The following is an 18,548-nucleotide window of genomic DNA, read 5'->3' on the forward strand; positions in this document are numbered from 1 at the left end:
AATTCAATTCAAAAACATGAAATTATTCACTAATAATAAATCACTTCGAAAATATAAAAAATCAATCATCATCTAAGCCAGGCAGTGAGGTGTCCGTCATTCCACGCCAATAATGACTGAATGTTGCCTTGTTATTTTTATCCATCGTATAATATTCAAAATAAACGAATGCGGGTGAACCGTCATTATAAGATCTTATTCCATAATATAACGGGTGCTTAATTGGAATCACTGTAGAGCATAATGTTTTATTACCTGCCGGAACAGTATCTGGAGTCGATAAAAGTTTTGTGCCAGTGAATTGGTGGGAAAAATTCTTATTACCCGACTTGACGTACATATTTACATATACAGTATCTCCCACTTTTGGCCGTTTATCATCTGTTGGATCGTTAGTTGCTGTTATTTTTACATAAGCATCATTACCGCCATTGTTAATATAATTTGACAACTCCACTCTGGTGGTATAACTATTCTCCCAGAATAATGTGTTTTCTTCCCCTGCCTGCTCTAACTGTGGGTCATTTTTATAATCAGCCAAACTGGAATAAACCTGAACTTTATTATAGGTTCTTTTTACTCCATCAGATGGTACAAAGTCTGCATCTTCACCTGAGTATTTAATCTGCTGTCCACCTGAATAACGCGTATTTCCTGTGTTAGTAATCACATAAAAAATCTCCGTCCATTCATCAGGTTTAAAGTTGGCAAAAGGAATAGAAAAAGAATAATTAGCTTCTTCTCCTGTCTGCATACTGTAAATGGGTAATATTAAGCTATTAATATCAGGAATATGGTCTTTTTCTTTGGTGAAAAATAAAATTTTATCATCTGAACTAGGGTTATCATAAGATTGGATCATAACTTCAAAAGTAATCTCATCTGATGACCTACGATTTATTACACCACCATTGGCGCTAGGGATCAATAATAGATCTAAATCATCGAAGTTAAAAATCGGTCTGGGAGTAATAAAACATACACTTTCTGCCATATGCGTATACCTTTCCAGTCCTGAAATCACACACCCCAAAGAAAGCAAAGTCGGCTTATAATTAGCCTTACTATTGTTGTCCTTTGGTTTATTATTTGGATAGACACGGAATCTTATTTTTCCATTTTTCTCATTACTTGTAATATTAATAAATGTTACACCATCTACAGTTTCAGGCGTATAAATTATTAGCGGTGTATTTGGACCGTTCGAATCTGGATCAGATGTAATAATAATATCCTTACTGAAATCACCTCCAGGTATAGATGTAATATAAACCAGCACTTTTTTCATTGGAATATTTGATGATAAACTCCCTGTATCTTCTAATAACTGTGTTTCATACCGAATATATTTATCATTAGGATCATTGAATTTTGGATCAGAATATTTTTTAGGAATAACGCAAACCGGTTTGTCAGGCAATAATTGCAAAGAATAGAAAAGTATTTTTTTTACGTTATAGCTAAATGTGGTGTTATAAATAGAATTATTGTTCATTCTACTCTTTAGATCAACAGTAAAAGATACTTTACCGTTTTTTATGGTATTATCATCATAATCATCAATTACTATGCTATATAGTCCGGAATTTATACTATTTTCATGACCCGATGTTACAACTTTAAACATCGGTGGAGCTATTGTTATACCACTATCGACTTTTGCGGTGATATTAATAGAATACCCCTGTGGTAAATTACCAGTGCTGGCTGTTAATGTCACATCAAGGTAAAATTGCTGCCCATAAATTAAAGTGGTATCAGGTGTTACTGATAACTTTTCGTCTATTTTTATTGTGGGAGTACCACTACCCTTTAAGTTACTTTTTTTTGCTTCTGACATAATACACCTCACTGTGTGAATATATAAATATTACCTATGAACTCTACTATATTAAGCTAAATTTTAAGTTAAATGTATAATGAAAAATAGTTATCAGGTGATAATTAAAAGTTATCACCTGAGTTTATTTTCACTATATGGTATTTTGGAGAATGGCTTCTGATATAACTTATTTAATAATATTAATGAAATCATTCCGAAGAATAGATGATCCATTAATTAATATAAGTGCAGTATAGATAAAATTACACGGCTTGATGTGAAATATTGCTCTTTGTTAAATTATACTCTTGGTTAATTGTAATATAGTGCACATAAAACATATGCATTTATTGATTGACTCGGGCCATCATTTGGTATTTCCTTACCAGTAGCTGTGTCATATGCTAAATAATCCCCATTATTTTGACGAGATTTTAGCATTTTAATATAAGTCGTTTTATCTATATGATTAAAATCATCCAAAATACCAAATTTATAGGCGTCCGGAAATTCATCAGATAATGCCGTTCCTGTTCCTGTTGAAATCAGTTCTGAATAAAGAGGTGATAGGTTATGTTGATCACTCTTTATTGGACGTTCACAATTATTATTGTCATTCAATGGGTAGGTGTTATTGTAAGCTCCCGGTATAGATATAAGCCACATTTTTGGAAAAAATGTATAAGTATATTGACGCTTTGTTCCATTTTTTTTCGTAATATCAAGAATAACTTTCCCGTGCCCTGTATTGTTAAATGTAACCAATCCGGTTTGAGAGTTTACATTTATTGCAGGCCACCCTCCGTCTTGTTGCAGGCTATAGTCGGCAGTATCCCCAGGTTCAACGAGTTCTTCACCTTTCACTGATTTTAATTCAGCGGCCAATTGCCTAAAAATATTATATGGCCTTTCCTGCTCAGTAAAAAGTTTGCTAACGGATTTATCCACTGTTCCTGTTTTATAATTATACTTATAGACCTTTATCGCTACTGGCTCTGGCACAACCTTAAAACTTACTTTGTCATTGGCAGACTGGGATAACGTATTTCCATCTGACCCATCCATACTTAATGTTACTGCAACGTCATCAATCCCCACTCCCACTACTCTACTCTTCAATGTTGCATGTAAATACCCGTCTCCATCCGTCTTACCTGCCTTATCCCATTCAGGCTGAGGTAATTCTAGATCCGTAACTTCTGAATGATCCCTAACCCACGTAACATCACTGAATGAATAATTAGAAATTGGCTTTTTATTACCTTTTTTCTCAACGATCAGCGCCCTGTATTGATATTCTGACTTTCCATCACCAAGTAATGGTTTATTGGGATCAAATCCTTCTTCTTTCCCTGCCCGATTAACACGCCAAACTTCAACATGGCTAATTTCAAATTCTATTTGAAAATCGACAGGATCGGCACATTTCGGAAATTCAGAGGCAGGTGCGCCTACAATTATCAAACAGACAACAGCGCCTTTAACAGCAGGCTGATTCTTCTGGCTTATTAATTTCGCTGTTAATGTCCCGCTATTCGGTGAAATACTGATTTCTCCCTGCGGTGAAAGAGAGAGTCCTTTATCTGTTGGAGTCTTAAGTATCCATTCAAATTTACCCTTATATTTGTCAATATCATCAGCCTCAGTACCTGATATTGTTGCTGTGAAATCATATTCCCCACCTGGAAGAATGCTCCCATTTTTTTGTTTTAACTTTATTTTCTGAATTGTTGGCCATTTGAACATCAAATCCACAGACTTTTTGATTTCAGAACCTTCTACAGAAGTCTCTACCGTCACTGTTTGAGCCTGCGTACTGGTCAACGTTGTACTGGCATTACCATTACCATCAGTCGTGCTGGTTGTTGAGGTAAGCGTGACCGCTGTCTGGTCAGGCGCCTTTATAGTCCAATTAACTGTCTTACCAGCCTCTGAATTTTTACCTGTAGTATCCTTAACACTCACTGTCAGAGTATAACTATTACCTACTAATCTTGGGCTTGATGGTGTCACTGTTACTGACATTTGTTCCGGTTTAAAATCTACCGCCCGTTTTGCCTGTACCGGATTGTGGTTTCCAACCGTGAGTGAAACGACAACCCCATTGACTGCCTTAGTACTGGTTAAGATTGCCGTTAATTGTCCTTTGTCATCGGTTGTCTTATCTGATTGATCTAGCGTGAGTTCAGGCATATTGTCGGGATGTTCTATCTTCCACGTCGCATTCGAAATGTTTTTCTTGGAAACAGGGTTTCCATCAAGACCTACGATAATCGCCGTATAGGTATATTTCTGGACACCGTCTGCCGTTAACGTCCCTGACGGGCTGACCTGCATATCGCCTTTAACCTGATAATCTTGGGTATCCTCAGTAAAGGTCACCGGAAATTGTGCAGAAACAGGCTGTTGGCCTTCAATGGACAGCGAAACCGTGACATCTTTTATTGCCTCTGTGCTGGCCAGGGTTGCCGTTAATCTCCCGTTTTCATCCGTTGTGACATCACCATTTTGTGGGTTCCAAATAAGCCCATCGTGGTTCTTATCTTTACTCCAATTCACATTAGCGATTTTCTGTTTTATTACAGGATTGTTATTAGCATATAATATCACAGCATTGTAAGTGTAAGTCTGGGAACCATTGGCTATCTGCGACGGTATAGGTGGTAAAACCTCAACTTTATCAATGTGGAAACTGGTTGATTTCTTATCAAAGCTGACCTCCCCCACGGATTGTGGCGGCTGGTTATTCAGTTGCAGGTACACTTTGACATCTTTATGTGGTCGGGTACTCACTAATATTGGTTTTCGTTTGAAATGCCCATATTCATCAAGTGTAATAGAGTCTGATGTTTCCCAATCAATCCATTTCAATCCAGAATCCGGTCCGATTTTAGGATCGGTTATCCACTGAACATGGTTAATGGTAGCATTTTTTATTGGGGCACCATTGACCGTATCAAAGGTAATCACGGGGTTAAACATATAGCCATCCTTTTTATCCCCCGTTGCCGGCAGTGGCCCCGCAGGGGTAAAGTAAGTCCCTTCCTGTTTTTTCAGCATAAATGGCCTGACAATTACACGCATTTCGACAGGTGCTGATTTTTGGTTATCTTCTAATTCAGCGAGAGCATAGATGGGGTAATTGTTATTTTGGTTATCGCCGGATAAATAGGTTGGCAGAATGATTTTTATGGTGTGGCCGACGCGGGAAGAAAGTTTTCCACCACGCAACTCAAAATCTTTATTGGTTGTCCAATGAATCTGCTTAACAAAAGCATTAGATGATAATTTGACGGTAATTTCGTGCTGTTCCTGGCTGTATCCAACGATAGTTTCCGGTAACGACAATTGCGCAATCGGTTTTTTCTGGTGCTCAAGTACAATATGATTATTCCTTTCTACAAGGTCATAACGGCTGCCCGCTAATGTCCTTGCCGCTGCCACATTTTCTGGTGATAACTGCCCGCTCAAGGAAACTCCTAGTTTATAGTTGAAATTCGCCAAAAACTGCGTTTCACTGTGCCCGCTTTCTCCCTGTTTATAATCCACACCCAGAGTAAGTAGCGGAACTGGCGTGTATGTCAGCCCCAATTTAGCCAGGTTAGGATTTTTCTGTTTCGTGTCACGATTGAATAAAGTCACGTTATCGCCAAAATATTGCTCATAGGTCAGTTTGGCGCCCAAATTAGGGTAAGCGGGTAAAAAAAACTCCCCATTAATGTCATAACCGTTGGCAGGGCGCTCATAATAACCGACAAAATTCCGTGAGTTTTGCCAATTACTTAAACGATAATAGGTATTAGCGGAAAGTTTAATGTAATCTCCCCATATTTCTCCACCCAGTCCAAGGCGCTGATTTTTGCCCGTCAGATCGTAGTCATAAAAGGTATTCAGTCCATACATCCAGTTCTGGTAAAAATAACGTCCACCTAATCCCAGGTTAATGGTATCTCGATTGTCTTTATTACGATAGCCAAGTTGGGAAAAGAACAACCAATCCACTTTATTGTCATAAAGCGGCAGTAACAGATCGAATGAGTTGTTTTTTAGCGTTCCCTTTCTATCCAGTCCAAAACTAATTCTGGCAGTACCAAACTGTGATAACCATTTTTGTGCTCCGGAAGCTACTGTGCTGTTAAATTTACTCAACGCATAAGATTTGGCCTGTTCAGCTAGCTCCGAAGGCGAAGAAGATAGAATATTACCTGCGATTTGGATATTTTGGTTAATGGAATTTAAGTTATGATTTATGGAAGCATCATTATTTTTATTTAAGTTATCTTCTCTCTTATTATTTGAATTCAATAATTTTTTACTTGATTTTTTAATCCTAAAATCTGTGTTGTTTTTTTGTTCTGTATTTTGTAAGTATTTCTCTTCCGTTTTTATATTGTGATCAGCACCAGCACTCATCAATGACAATGATAGTAATGAAAAACACATAAAAACAAAGAAACGGATAATGTTGACTATATACGGTAACATATTGCTGTTCCTAAGATATTATTCTCTTTCATTTGAAAAGCACAATAAAATGTCAACTAATTATATAGTACATAAAATTAGGTTTTTAACAACTAATTGATAAAAATTTTTAATGTTACAACCAAGCCAGTCATTACCCCTATTTCTGCACCCAATTGCCATTAATACCGAGCACATATTCTCCTGAAGCTGCACGGTTTACCAATTTTTCTCCCGCTATTTTAGCAACTTGATCTGTCGTCATATTATTTTGAGCCGCAATTTCAGCATACTTCTTTTGCCGTTCACTGTTGATTTTTTTCACCACTGATTGGGCATCTTGGGTATTTTTTATCGGTGCCAGATAGCCACTAAATGTCTCTCCCACCAGCCCCTGCTGTTTTGCTTCATTCAACGTCATGCCCATAGCAAAAGAACTGAATAACAGGCTTAACAGAATTATCATTCCTACTTTTTTCATGTTTTAGCCCTTAGAATAAGTTAGAGTTGTTTTTGAGCATATCTTCAATTTGCCTGTCGACCTTAATATGAATTTCATGCTCAATTTTGACGTTCATGTTGATGTTGATGGGCTTATCTGGTGTCGCTACTTCCAGCCTGAGACAGCCCGCCAATGTCATACTGAATAAGGCTATACTGACCAACATTACACCCATTCTGACCGTTGGCAACTTGAATTCAACGTTCGTTATCATTTATCACTCCCATCCATTACAGATATATTTTTCTGCAACCATTCTTCCAAGTTACTGCCAAAACGCAGACTACGCCATAATTGAAAAATATTCTCCTCGTGATGATAGTTAAGTCTGACTTCACGTTTTCTATCCACTACAGGATTTACACCACTAATCTCTGAATGCAATGTTAAGATCCCCAAATTATCGAGCGTAACATAAGCTTTTGAACGATCGATTTCTAAATAACGCAGCCAATCCATTGCCATACCTGCCGATAAGTCATTTTTTCCTATAGAATCAACTGTATCCTTATCCAACCTTAATGTCAGATAATCTTCATTGGATACCCAACCCCGTTGAATAATCCAACGTTTATCATTCAATAATACGGGTAATTCACCATTAATTTTTCCTGACATCGCCATTTGTTTGACTTTCAATACGCCAAACAATTTACTCAAATTCAGCTTGTTAAACCGTAATACCGCCGCTTTTTTTTGTGGGATCTGTAATTGATCCATGGCCAATTTCCCATCCAGCATATCCACATTCACATTACTCAACGTCAATGGCTGTTCGTCCGTTGCTGGATAGTAACCCAGCAGATCGGCTGTTACATTTTGCATATCAAACAGACTCTTAATTGCCTTGATCCGCAACTGGACGGGAGATCCCAGCCCTAATTGCCACGTGTGACCCTGTAAACGCCATGGCAAAACAAAATCCAGGCCATTAACTTCCCCATTTTTCAGCCACATACCCGCATTTTTGACTACCCAATGACCACCAGCCCGCAATTCTTGCCCCTTTGCTGCGGAAAAAGCAGCCTGAGCATAAATCGTTCCACCAAGCACGGTAATACCCAAATCTGGCGGAATTAAAGGTTGAAAGGCTAATAAAGATTGCCTCGGCCATCGGGCTTCTCCCCTCAATCGTTCCCCATCCCAACGACCATAAAAGGGAATTGGTTCGATACCGTTAGAGTACAGCTTGCCATTCAACATAAAGTTATCAGGGGATTCTCCTGCAAGCGTGGCTTTAAAATCAAAAGCAGGCAAAAAACCACCAGAACGAAATTCTGTTTTCTGGACAGACAATTGCAAATCTCCCGTTAAGTTAGAGCGATCTGCCTCCCTATCCAAAATTAACGGTTTTGTCAGTTTTAAGCGTGGTTCCTGCATCTTCACAAGACCATATTGGATAAGATCAAAACCAGTATTTAATGTATCTACTGTTATCTTTGATTGATTCCAACTTCCCTTGCCCGCAATATCCCATTTGGCTTGTAACGGTAGTAAATGCCCATTCCCCCAATAACGCCAATTCCAATTTCCATGATCAGGTATAAAATCCTTTGCAGAACCATCCAAATGTAGCTTAAATCTCCCCCAATAACGGTCTTGGACCGTCACAATGGCTTGAAGACGGCCAGTAAAGCCATTACGAGTCAAATAAGTGCCCGCCAAAGGTAATCTGGCTTCCTTGACCGTCAATGTTTCACTGAGCTTCCCCCATGCCCGAAACAGGGCACCTGGACGAAAAATAATTTTAGGATTAACCAATGATCCTGTAATAACGGCAGGCAATGACATCGTCATAACCATCCTGCCGCTATTTATTTGCCCGGTAAACTGAAACGGAATATGAGCATTGATTATATTGATTGGGGTTGGTTTCACGGAAAGAACAATATTACCTTTACCTTGCTCATTTTGAGTGACTAGATTTACCCGCCCACTGACAAACATGCCTGACAGGCCTTTTTTCCATTGTTCAATCGTAACATTCACCCTTCCAGACAACGTTTGATTGCCCTCCAACCATTGCCATTTACCATTAGCAACCTGGAACTGCGATTCGTCTAGTGACCAGGGTAATTCAGCTAATATCTGCTGATTTTTACCTTCAATAACGGTGAGCAACCCACGCTGTTCCTGCCAATTCAATGTCAATTGCAACGGAGCGGGATATTGGCTCAGAGATAAGTGCGCTATGATTTGGCCTTGTTTTGGTAGCGTTGCAGTATTTAAGGGCAGTGCAATATTTCCATTCAGGGAAATCACCTGTTCAGGCAATTTCACGAAAAAGCGCTGAACAGTGAGTTCCTGTTTATCTGCAATATGTGCATTGAGTTTTAATTTTTCACCTTGATAAGAAAAAATTTTCCTCTGAGAGGAGGAACTAAATTGAAATTTGCCAGCAAACTCCTGCCAAGGCATAAGAGCCAGACGATCAACAGTAAGATTAACCGAAGGTATTGCGGATAATATTCCTTGCACAGATAGTGGGGTTGTTTGCCCTTCTGCTACAGGTAATTGCAACAGGCATTGGCTCTGGCTGTCAATATTAGCTGCACGAATATTCCAGAGGCGATTTTCACTATTTTCCCCGGATAAATACTCCACAGATAACTCAGAGATCCTGACCCATTCACACTCTTTTGTCTGCAATGACAGTTCGTCTAACCACAATGCACTATTTTTCCATTGAGGTTGGCTCAAAGAAAAAGTGACGCCCTGTGGCAACCAATAACTGGCAATCAAAGGTAACCAACGTGGAAGTGTATACCATCCCACCGATCCCAATAACACCAACAGAACTACCATCACTGCAAACACTTTGAGTATTTTTGCCATTAAACCCTTGTCTCTTCTTATCACCCTGAGAACAACTTCCTGTTATGATAATCTCATATCAGGCTCTAAGCCGATTTATTATACAAGCTATCCCGATGAATAGCTTATTCGGCGATTTATTCGAGTATAGCGAAAGATAACGCTTAGAACCTTCAGGAGCGTCATTATTGCAGGCTCGAATGATTCTATAGTTACTGTATAGTGGAGATGTTGTTATGAAACTGGTTGTTTACAGTACAAAGCAGTATGACCGTAAGCATTTTGAAATGCTCAACCAAAAACTTGGCTTTGATTATCATATCGAGTTTTTTGATTTTCCTTTAAGTCCACAAACCGCCAAAAATGCCGTTGGAGCAGATGCCATATGTATTTTTGTCAATGATGATGGTGGCAGGGAAGTGCTGCAAGAACTGGCAGAGATGAACATCAAAATCCTGGCACTACGCTGTGCCGGATTCAACAATGTCGATCTGGATGCAGCGAAAGAATTAGGTATCCAGATTGTCAGAGTGCCTGCTTATTCTCCTGAATCCGTTGCTGAACATACTGTTGGATTGATGTTATGTCTTAATCGACGTATCCACCGTGCCTACCAACGTACCCGCGATGCCAATTTTTCTCTTGAAGGATTAACTGGTTTTAACATGTATAAGCGCACTGCGGGCATTATCGGAACAGGAAAAATCGGTATTGCTACTTTGCGAATTTTGAAAGGCTTTGGTATGCGTTTACTGGCACATGACCCCTATCCCAATTCTGAGGCCTTGAATATAGGTGTGGAATATGTAGATCTGGATACTTTATATGCGGAATCGGATGTAATCTCCTTGCATTGCCCCATGACACCGGAAAACCACCATTTATTGGATGAAACAGCGTTCAACAAAATGAAAGATGGCGTGATGATTGTCAATACCAGCCGAGGTGCCTTAATTGATTCTGTGGCTGCTATTAATGCACTGAAACAACAAAAAATTGGCGCACTGGGTATGGATGTTTATGAAAATGAAAGAGATTTATTCTTTGAAGATAAATCAAATGACGTTATTCAAGACGATATCTTCCGCCGCTTATCTTCTTGCCATAATGTGCTATTCACCGGCCATCAGGCATTCTTAACCGAAGAAGCCTTAACCAGTATCAGTGAAACAACTTTGCAAAATATTCAGCAATTAGTTTCTGGAAAGGTTTGTTCAAATCTTGTTGAATAATTTTCAATAATCACTAACAACCGTTTCTACGGTTATGATTACTCAATATTAACTGGATAATCCTTTTAACCAAAATACAATGCTACAAATCTCACGAACAGAAAACACAATGTATCCTGTTCGTGAGTCTTTTATGATAAAATTAATTGTCTGCTTTGTTTTCAAAAGTCATTTCCCACTCATCCTGTGCCACTTGACCACCCGGAGCCCCAGGGCGCGAGCATACTTTGATTAATATTTATTCTCAAAATGTAAATTTTGTTCTTTAACCCTATGGTTTACTATAAAAGTTTAAAAAATTGTTTTTATGACTACATTTCACTCGATATAAATACTGTGAAATTTAATTTTTGAAAAATAATCATCTTTAATAAGTATGCCCAATTTCACAAAACTGCACAATTTTTCTTGATATCATAACGTATTGCATTTAATAAGGTTTTCTCACATATGCCATGCCCCAAACATCCAATGCATGATATAAAATCCCTTTTATATCAAACAAAAGATAATTACATGGGTTTATTAAGGATATGCTCTTCCCAATCCACCACATCCACTTCACGCACAGCGATATGCCTGACAGAAATACGCTCCGCATGCATGGCCAATTTTGAACCACTGACCAGTGGATGCCAAGGAAGGAGTCTTTGCCCCTCGCCAATCAGACGATAAGCACACGTCTTTGGCAGCCATTCAAAGGTATTCATATTCTCACGGGTCAATTTGATACAGTCAGGCTCGTATCTGAAACGATCTTCATAATTCTTGCACTGGCAGGTTTTAATATTCAGTTGATTGCAAGCAACATTGGTGAAATAAATTTCATCCGTATCCTCATCCATCAACTTATGCAAGCAGCACTGACCACAGCCATCACATAGTGCTTCCCACTCTTGATCTGTCATTTGTTCTAAGGTTTTCACCTGCCAGAAAGGTTGAGACATAATTTCTGTCATTCCTCGTAGTTAAATCACTCTGGTTGTCAAAACGTGCTCATTAAGAGAAACATCTAACACATCACCAGATTGCAATGGCCCTACGCCTTCAGGCGTTCCCGTCAAGATAATATCGCCCGGACGTAAGGTAAAAAAACGCGACATGTAGCTAATCAACGGGATGATAGGCGTTCGCATGTCACTCGTATTGCCGTTTTGGCGCAATTCACCATTTACGGTCAAAGAAAGTTCAGCATTTTGTGGATCACCAAAAGCATTGACAGGAATAAATCCCGATATCGGGCATGATCGATCAAATGCCTTACTTTTTTCCCACGGTTGCCCTGATTGTTTAAATTCACGCTGCAAATCACGTAATGTCAAATCCAGTGCAACTGCAAAGCCTGCAATCGCCTGACTGACTCGCTCTTCATTGGCATTTTTGAGTGACGAACCAATCAAAACAGCCAATTCGATTTCATGGTGCACAGCACCTAATTCCTGTGGAATAAAAACAGGCTGACGTAGATCACACAGTGCAGTTTCAGGCTTAATGAATATCACCGGCTCTACAGTGGATTGGGAACCCATCTCTTTCATATGTTTGTCGTAATTACTACCGACACAAACAACCTTATTAGCAGGAAAATCCAACAATACGCCCTGCCAATCCCGATGCTGGTACATAACATTGTTCCTTTATCTTGTTTTCAGGATCTGATTTTCAGCGAGTGAGAAAATGAGTACGTTGCATAATACCATCCGCCATCATACCAACACTGAGAGCAAAATAGTAAGAACGATTCCAGTGCATGATAGTGCGGAAATTTTGTGTCACCCAAAATGCCCGTTGAGCCGAATCATCAGGGATGACTATCCAACCTTTGGTATTTGCAGGCAACTTAGCAAAATGTGGAGATGAAATCCCCAATGTCTGCCATTGGGTAATGGTTTTCCCCTGTTCGGGCTTAATGCCTTCTAAGGAGATATCAAAGCCTGTAGGTAACGAAATGGCATACCCCCAAGGTAAGCCTTGCTTCCATCCTTCCTTATGTAAGTAATTGGCAGTCGAGGCAAAGATATCTGCTTTATTGTGCCAAATATCAATTTGGCCATCACCATCGCCATCAGCACCATACGTTAAGTAAGAGGTTGGCATAAATTGATTTTGCCCCATTGCACCCGCCCAAGAGCCTTTTAGCGCCTGATCTTCATCAATATATTGATTTTCAATTATTTCTAACGCTGCCAGTAACTGTTTGATAAAAAACACTTCTCGGCGCCCCTCAAAGGCCAGCGTGGATAACGCCGAAATGACATCTTCTTTTCCCTGAAATTTGCCAAAACCGCTTTCTAATCCCCACAAAGCAACAATATAGGCTTTGGGTACACCGTATTTGCGGCTGATCCTTTCTAACTGGGACTTATTATCTTCATATGCCTTAACACCCTGTTCAATCTTCCAGGCTGGCAAGACGCGGTTCAGGTAATCATCCAGAGTTACTTTTTTTTCTGGCTGGTTACGATCAGCTTTAATGACGCGCGGAATAAAATGGATATTAGCAAATGCCCGATCCAATGTTTTTTCACTGATCCCCTGCTCTCTGGCTTGCTGTTTCAGCAAAGCCACATAAGCGGGAAACTGTGATGGCTCACGGGTATTCAACGGAAAATCCTGCTCCAATGCCCTGGCTTCAGCCTGGGAGCGTGGAGTCAACACAGATGGATTGTACAATTGCTTACTACTTGATGTACTGCACCCTGCCAACAGAGTTGCTGTCAATAAAGTTAGCCCAGTGATTAATTTCATAAATCAGCTCCTCCTCAATTCAGGATCAGGCAGTTGCCGGCGATTTTTATTGCATAAGTGGCTTGTTTGTTACCAGATGTCCATTGAGCAAACTTTCTATTGGCGGCGGTACTTGCAGGTAAAAACCTTGCTCACTCAATGCGGTTTTTACTTTTTCAATATCAGCATTAGCCAGTTTTTTTCTTTCAGATAATGAGATCATCATTGAATATTGAGGTTCACCAAATGCTTTTAACAGATCTTCAGGAACGCGCGAAAAATCACCTCTTCTTTCAATATACAGATATGTCTGGTCACGTTTTGGGCTTCTGTAGATTACACAAATCATTGTTATAAACTCTTTTAAATTAACTCTGTGACTTGCTTGAATAATTCACTAACTATAACATGCTTATTATATTTAAGAATATCGTCTCCCAGAGGCTATTTTAGGAAAATGTTTGTTAAACTACCTTGGGAAACTTAACCTTACTGAGTCAGAATATCGATGTCACAGTCGCCAATTGAGCTAAAAGGCAGTAATTTTACGCTTTCGGTCGTTCATTTATATGATGACCAGCCGGAAGTTATTCATAAAGCTATGCAGGAAAAAATGGAGCAGGCACCCGAATTCCTAAAAAATGCTCCCGTTGTCATCAATATATCTGCTCTCCCTGTTGATGCAGATCTCCTCGCACTCCACCAAGCCATTGAGTCAGTTGGGTTGCGCATCGTTGGCATCAGCGGTTGTCAAAACGAAGAACAACGAGAAGTTGTTCTAAAATCTGAACTTCCTTTATTGAAAGAAGGTAAAAGTCAGAAAGTTCTTACTCAAGAAAATAAACCGGCTGAACCTATTTTCAAAAAAACTCGTATAATTAATACACCTGTTCGTTCAGGACAAAGAATTTATGCACCAAACAGTGATCTTATTGTGACAAATAATGTGAGTGCTGGTGCAGAATTAATCGCTGATGGAAATATTCATATATATGGTGTGCTGCGTGGACGAGTATTGGCAGGCGCATCTGGTGATCAAGAAAGCCAGATTTTCTGCACCCATTTAAACGCTGAGCTCACCTCTATTGCAGGTCAATATTGGCTCAGCGAGAAAATCCCAGAAAATTTTGTTGGTAAGGCCGCAAAATTACGTCTGGTAAACAATGAATTAACTATTGAAACTTTAGTCTAGCCCTTATAACAAGGAATCGCTTCATGGCACGCATTATTGTTGTTACATCTGGTAAAGGTGGCGTTGGCAAAACCACTTCAAGCGCGGCCATTGCTACCGGTCTCGCTCAAAGAGGAAAAAAAACCGCCGTTATCGATTTTGATATCGGTTTACGGAACCTCGACCTAATTATGGGCTGTGAACGCCGTGTGGTTTTTGACTTCGTGAACGTCATTCAAGGTGACGCCAGCTTAAATCAGGCACTTATCAAAGATAAGCGCACAGATAATCTCTATATTCTGCCCGCTTCCCAAACCCGTGATAAGGAAGCACTCACCCGAGATGGCGTTGAGAAGATCCTGAATGAATTGGATCAACAGGGATTTGAGTTTATTGTTTGTGATTCGCCTGCTGGTATTGAAAGCGGCGCATTGATGGCGCTCTACTTTGCCGATGAAGCAATTATTACAACAAACCCGGAAGTTTCTTCTGTTCGTGACTCTGATCGTATTTTAGGTATCCTAGCATCCAAATCACGCCGTGCAGAACAAGGTGACGAACCTATCAAAGAGCACCTTCTGCTGACGCGCTATAATCCAGGGCGCGTGAACCGCGGCGATATGCTGAGTATGGAAGATGTACTGGAAATTTTGTGCATCCCTTTACTCGGTGTCATCCCAGAAGATCAATCTGTTCTCCGTTCATCCAACCAAGGAGAACCCGTCATTTTGGACAAAGACTCTGACGCGGGTAAAGCATACGAAGATACTGTTTTACGTTTACTCGGTGAAGAACGGCCTTTCCGTTTCATCGAAGAAGAAAAAAAGGGTTTTTTAAAACGCCTGTTTGGGGGGTAACGCATGGCTTTGTTAGATTTCTTCCTGTCGAGAAAAAAACCGACAGCCAATATCGCCAAGGAGCGGCTACAAATCATCGTGGCAGAGCGGCGCCGTGGTGACTCTGAGCCTTCCTATTTGCCCGATATGAAACGGGATATTCTGGCTGTAATTTGTAAATATGTACAAATCGATCCAGACATGCTTTCTGTACAGTTTGAGCAAAAAAATGATGACATCTCTGTACTGGAACTTAATGTAACATTACCTGAGGTTGAGGAATCGCTAAAATAGCAGTATCAAACGACGCTATTTAATCTAAAGTGGCGATTTTTGCAAAACCATTCGTTATTTAAATAATAGATCAAGAAGTAAAGACAATTTTCCCTGCCTATATATCAGGCAGGGAATGGAATTTACATTTCTTAAATAAAACTGTGGTGATTATTGAACTAACGTTATTACTCCGAATAATTTGCCAATATTTCAGCGATAGGTTCAGCCAGCCACTTACCTCGCCAGCCCCTAATTAACTCAGGTTGATACTCCGGTGATTTCAATTTCCAATGCCAACAAAGTAATTGATTAATTTGACGGCGAGAAGCCAGCAGTTCGGCACTGAAATGATGAGATTCCCCCACCTGAGTGACTAAAGATTTAATTTCTTTAAACGCCTTACGATAATCAGGATAATCAATCAAATTCATAATTTGAGCCGGACATTCTTCTTCTGGAATATCTCTACTCTCCGCAACCATCGCCAACAAGCGGCGACCATGACAACGAATTTCTTGCCCACTCAATCCCAAGGCATTCAATTCTGCCAAAGAAGTTGGCATATAACGGGCAACCTGCCATAAATTTTCTTCTCGGATCACAAAATTGACCGCCAGATCACGCTCACGAGCCTGATTTAAACGCCAGGCAGCCAGTTTTTTCAAACAGGCTAATTGCCTTGAGCGCAATTGCCATGCGTTACCAATATACTTATAAGCATATTCCGGCATCAATACTTCTTTACGGCGTTGGGCTATCAAATTGCTTTCATCTTTTGCCGCATCCAAATATCCTGCCTGTTCTGTTTTTTCCATCAAGATATCGGCCAGCGGTAATAAATAGTAGACATCTGCCGCAGCATATTGACATTGCTTTTCGCTCAGTGGCCGAGCCAACCAATCAGTGCGGGATTCACTCTTATCCAATTCGATATGCAAATACTCAGCAACCAATGTCGCAAAACCGCATGACATAGGATGACCAATAAATGCAGCCAGTACCTGAGTATCAATCATGGGTTCTGGCAAGCACTGGAAACTATTACTAAAAACCTCTAAATCTTCACTGCCAGCATGAATAAATTTTAATACGTTCGAATCAGTCAATAGCTCCCTAAAGGGTTGCCATTGTGAAATTTCGAGAGGATCAATCAAAGAAAGCTGTTCACCATCAAACAGTTGTATCAAACCTAATTGAGGATAATACGTCCGTGTACGTACAAATTCAGTATCCAGTGCAATTCTTGCTTGTTTTTTTGCCTGCTCACAGATTGACTGCAATTGGGCATCGGTAGTAATCAACTGATAATTACAATTTGATAATAAAATATTCTTTAAATACATTATGTTACATAACCATAAATTCTAATAAAATATAACAATGTACACAGTTATGTACACACAATAAAAAATCTCAAACGTCCTGTACTCGGATAACTGTTTCTATAGTATTAGACATACTTTTCACTTACCACAACTTTGAGAAATTCACTCACCTTTGTCACTATAGGACAGAAATCCGCCCTTGACGTAAATGGGCTTTTAAATCCCACATCTCCGTTTGAAACGGAAGGAAAGCGGGGTTGTCGACCAGTAAAAGTAATAAAATCAATACGTTTATTCCTTTTGTCCAGCACATGAATCAACTATTGGGATTTCCGTAATGGTTGAGCCAAAGTGAGGACTTCGGAAGAATCAATGGGTTGCCGTAGGTGTCTGAAAATATTCGTATACCCATCAGCGAAATATTTCTCCGATTGGAACTGAGCGCAAAGTTTCGCTGATTGACAAGCCAAAGTGAGGACTACGGTATTCTTCGAGGTCACTGAGTTAATGACCTCGGTAACGGGACTCCTTAAACTAAAGGAATTCCTGTAGTTATTCACGCCTCCGTTTGAAATGGAAGCATGCTGAATTGTATTACCCATCTGATAAATTCTATTAATTCCCCACCTGTCATTTTATGTCATCCTGCCAACAAAACATGCAACCTATCAAATATAGTCAAGCCGTACTCTCCAGTATGATGAACCTATTTTATTGATGCTCACCGGCGGAGAAGTATCCACCGCCTTCATAGACTAAGAAAGTCGCTTTCAAAACATAATGATTAGAGGTAACACTATGTGCGATTGGTCTGGAGTTGTTCCTGCCTTAGCCCAAAATGGTCAACCTACAGGGCTTATCCTTAAAAAAGGAGACGTTATATCGATTGTCGCCAATGGATGGGTAAAATATGGCTACGATGACAATATGCTGTCTGCACCTCAAGGTAGTATTCATCAATACACAGAGACAAGATACACCCTTATTGCAAAAATCGGTAACAACACTTACAAAGTTGGTAATGGTGTGCTTCATAAAACAGTTCCCGTAGATGGTGAACTGATACTTATATTTTCTGACGATCAAGGTAGGTATTTTGATAACTCGGGCAACTTCCTTGCTGAAGTAAAAATAGAATCACGTTATTCTCCTCTCCAAGAAATAAAATAAATAATCTCAAATATAACCCGCGACTTCCTGCGGGTTTATTATGTCAACCTCATCAATAATAACCATAAAATACAGTTTTAATTTGAAATATATTTTTTATTGCGTTCTGCGTTAATTAATTACACCTGCCATTTCATAAATTAGATAATATCCCATCAAGGTACCAGAAAAGTAATTTACTGTATAACGCCCCGTGGTAATACAAATGA

General features: G+C 39.6%; 15 protein-coding genes. 5 read left to right on the forward strand and 10 right to left on the reverse strand.

Features of this window, described 5'->3' with window-relative positions; all coding sequences use genetic code 11:
• Positions 1-61 precede the first annotated feature (61 nt).
• The 5 genes from Xentx_RS03710 to Xentx_RS03730 all read right to left on the reverse strand — a co-directional run bounded on the left by Xentx_RS03710 (position 62) and on the right by Xentx_RS03730 (position 9,623).
• Positions 62-1,840: a hypothetical protein gene (locus Xentx_RS03710; protein WP_074018926.1), complete on the reverse strand. Its 1,779-nt coding sequence runs from the start codon at positions 1,838-1,840 to the stop codon at positions 62-64.
• A 294-nt stretch (positions 1,841-2,134) separates the two neighbouring features.
• Positions 2,135-6,307 (reverse strand): inverse autotransporter beta domain-containing protein, encoded by a 4,173-nt coding sequence (locus Xentx_RS03715; protein WP_074018927.1) that lies wholly within the window; start codon positions 6,305-6,307, stop codon positions 2,135-2,137.
• A 139-nt stretch (positions 6,308-6,446) separates the two neighbouring features.
• Complete coding sequence (locus tag Xentx_RS03720) at positions 6,447-6,767, reverse strand: YdbL family probable chaperone protein (RefSeq protein WP_074018928.1); 321 nt, start codon at positions 6,765-6,767, stop codon at positions 6,447-6,449.
• A gap of 10 nt (positions 6,768-6,777) precedes the next feature.
• Positions 6,778-6,963 (reverse strand): YnbE family lipoprotein, encoded by a 186-nt coding sequence (locus Xentx_RS03725; protein WP_139292425.1) that lies wholly within the window; start codon positions 6,961-6,963, stop codon positions 6,778-6,780.
• A 35-nt stretch (positions 6,964-6,998) separates the two neighbouring features.
• On the reverse strand, positions 6,999-9,623 hold the full coding sequence (locus Xentx_RS03730; protein WP_074018930.1) for a YdbH family protein: 2,625 nt from the start codon (positions 9,621-9,623) through the stop codon (positions 6,999-7,001).
• 215 nt (positions 9,624-9,838) lie between these two features.
• On the opposite strand from Xentx_RS03730, the gene Xentx_RS03735 reads away from it, so the two are divergent.
• The gene (locus Xentx_RS03735; RefSeq protein WP_074018931.1) at positions 9,839-10,834 is read left to right on the forward strand and encodes a 2-hydroxyacid dehydrogenase; all 996 of its coding nucleotides are present in this window, start codon (positions 9,839-9,841) and stop codon (positions 10,832-10,834) included.
• Between the two features lie 512 nt (positions 10,835-11,346).
• Here the strand turns inward: Xentx_RS03735 and Xentx_RS03740 are convergent.
• Genes Xentx_RS03740 through Xentx_RS03755 form a run of 4 tightly spaced genes read right to left on the reverse strand, consistent with a single transcriptional unit; the run spans position 11,347 to position 13,910 of the window.
• Positions 11,347-11,784, reverse strand: a complete 438-nt coding sequence (locus Xentx_RS03740; protein WP_208607538.1) for a YcgN family cysteine cluster protein — start codon at positions 11,782-11,784, stop codon at positions 11,347-11,349.
• 18 nt (positions 11,785-11,802) lie between these two features.
• On the reverse strand, positions 11,803-12,459 hold the full coding sequence (locus Xentx_RS03745; protein WP_074018933.1) for a fumarylacetoacetate hydrolase family protein: 657 nt from the start codon (positions 12,457-12,459) through the stop codon (positions 11,803-11,805).
• A gap of 37 nt (positions 12,460-12,496) precedes the next feature.
• Positions 12,497-13,582: a lytic murein transglycosylase gene (locus Xentx_RS03750; RefSeq protein WP_074018934.1), complete on the reverse strand. Its 1,086-nt coding sequence runs from the start codon at positions 13,580-13,582 to the stop codon at positions 12,497-12,499.
• Positions 13,583-13,628: 46 nt separating this feature from the next.
• The gene (locus tag Xentx_RS03755; protein WP_074018935.1) at positions 13,629-13,910 is read right to left on the reverse strand and encodes a YcgL domain-containing protein; all 282 of its coding nucleotides are present in this window, start codon (positions 13,908-13,910) and stop codon (positions 13,629-13,631) included.
• A gap of 159 nt (positions 13,911-14,069) precedes the next feature.
• On the opposite strand from Xentx_RS03755, the gene minC reads away from it, so the two are divergent.
• The 3 genes from minC to minE are packed head-to-tail and all read left to right on the forward strand — an operon-like array spanning position 14,070 to position 15,862.
• Entirely contained in the window at positions 14,070-14,753 is a 684-nt protein-coding gene (gene minC, locus Xentx_RS03760) for a septum site-determining protein MinC (RefSeq protein WP_074018936.1), read from the forward strand.
• A gap of 23 nt (positions 14,754-14,776) precedes the next feature.
• Positions 14,777-15,589: a septum site-determining protein MinD gene (gene minD, locus Xentx_RS03765; protein WP_074018937.1), complete on the forward strand. Its 813-nt coding sequence runs from the start codon at positions 14,777-14,779 to the stop codon at positions 15,587-15,589.
• A 3-nt stretch (positions 15,590-15,592) separates the two neighbouring features.
• Entirely contained in the window at positions 15,593-15,862 is a 270-nt protein-coding gene (minE, locus tag Xentx_RS03770; protein ID WP_074018938.1) for a cell division topological specificity factor MinE, read from the forward strand.
• Positions 15,863-16,029: 167 nt separating this feature from the next.
• On the opposite strand, the gene rnd is transcribed toward minE, so the two are convergent.
• On the reverse strand, positions 16,030-17,187 hold the full coding sequence (rnd, locus tag Xentx_RS03775) for a ribonuclease D (protein ID WP_074018939.1): 1,158 nt from the start codon (positions 17,185-17,187) through the stop codon (positions 16,030-16,032).
• A 780-nt stretch (positions 17,188-17,967) separates the two neighbouring features.
• Here rnd and Xentx_RS03780 point away from each other — a divergent pair.
• Positions 17,968-18,339, forward strand: a complete 372-nt coding sequence (locus tag Xentx_RS03780; protein WP_074018940.1) for a LecA/PA-IL family lectin — start codon at positions 17,968-17,970, stop codon at positions 18,337-18,339.
• Positions 18,340-18,548 lie beyond the last annotated feature (209 nt).

The sequence above is a fragment of the Xenorhabdus thuongxuanensis genome, assembly GCF_001908095.1.
GTDB classification, from domain to species: domain Bacteria; phylum Pseudomonadota; class Gammaproteobacteria; order Enterobacterales; family Enterobacteriaceae; genus Xenorhabdus; species Xenorhabdus thuongxuanensis.

Bases quoted from the DNA above. Each gene is read 5' to 3' on its own strand.
- Xentx_RS03735 (WP_074018931.1), top strand. From the start codon at position 9,839: ATGAAACTGGTTGTTTACAGTACAAAGCAGTATGACCGTAAGCATTTT.
- minD (WP_074018937.1), top strand. From the start codon at position 14,777: ATGGCACGCATTATTGTTGTTACATCTGGTAAAGGTGGCGTTGGCAAA.
- Xentx_RS03715 (WP_074018927.1), bottom strand. From the start codon at position 6,307: ATGTTACCGTATATAGTCAACATTATCCGTTTCTTTGTTTTTATGTGT.
- Xentx_RS03730 (WP_074018930.1), bottom strand. From the start codon at position 9,623: ATGGCAAAAATACTCAAAGTGTTTGCAGTGATGGTAGTTCTGTTGGTG.
- Xentx_RS03755 (WP_074018935.1), bottom strand. From the start codon at position 13,910: ATGATTTGTGTAATCTACAGAAGCCCAAAACGTGACCAGACATATCTG.
- minC (WP_074018936.1), top strand. From the start codon at position 14,070: ATGTCACAGTCGCCAATTGAGCTAAAAGGCAGTAATTTTACGCTTTCG.
- Xentx_RS03720 (WP_074018928.1), bottom strand. From the start codon at position 6,767: ATGAAAAAAGTAGGAATGATAATTCTGTTAAGCCTGTTATTCAGTTCT.
- rnd (WP_074018939.1), bottom strand. From the start codon at position 17,187: ATGTATTTAAAGAATATTTTATTATCAAATTGTAATTATCAGTTGATT.
- Xentx_RS03750 (WP_074018934.1), bottom strand. From the start codon at position 13,582: ATGAAATTAATCACTGGGCTAACTTTATTGACAGCAACTCTGTTGGCA.
- Xentx_RS03745 (WP_074018933.1), bottom strand. From the start codon at position 12,459: ATGTACCAGCATCGGGATTGGCAGGGCGTATTGTTGGATTTTCCTGCT.
- Xentx_RS03780 (WP_074018940.1), top strand. From the start codon at position 17,968: ATGTGCGATTGGTCTGGAGTTGTTCCTGCCTTAGCCCAAAATGGTCAA.
- minE (WP_074018938.1), top strand. From the start codon at position 15,593: ATGGCTTTGTTAGATTTCTTCCTGTCGAGAAAAAAACCGACAGCCAAT.
- Xentx_RS03710 (WP_074018926.1), bottom strand. From the start codon at position 1,840: ATGTCAGAAGCAAAAAAAAGTAACTTAAAGGGTAGTGGTACTCCCACA.
- Xentx_RS03725 (WP_139292425.1), bottom strand. From the start codon at position 6,963: ATGGGTGTAATGTTGGTCAGTATAGCCTTATTCAGTATGACATTGGCG.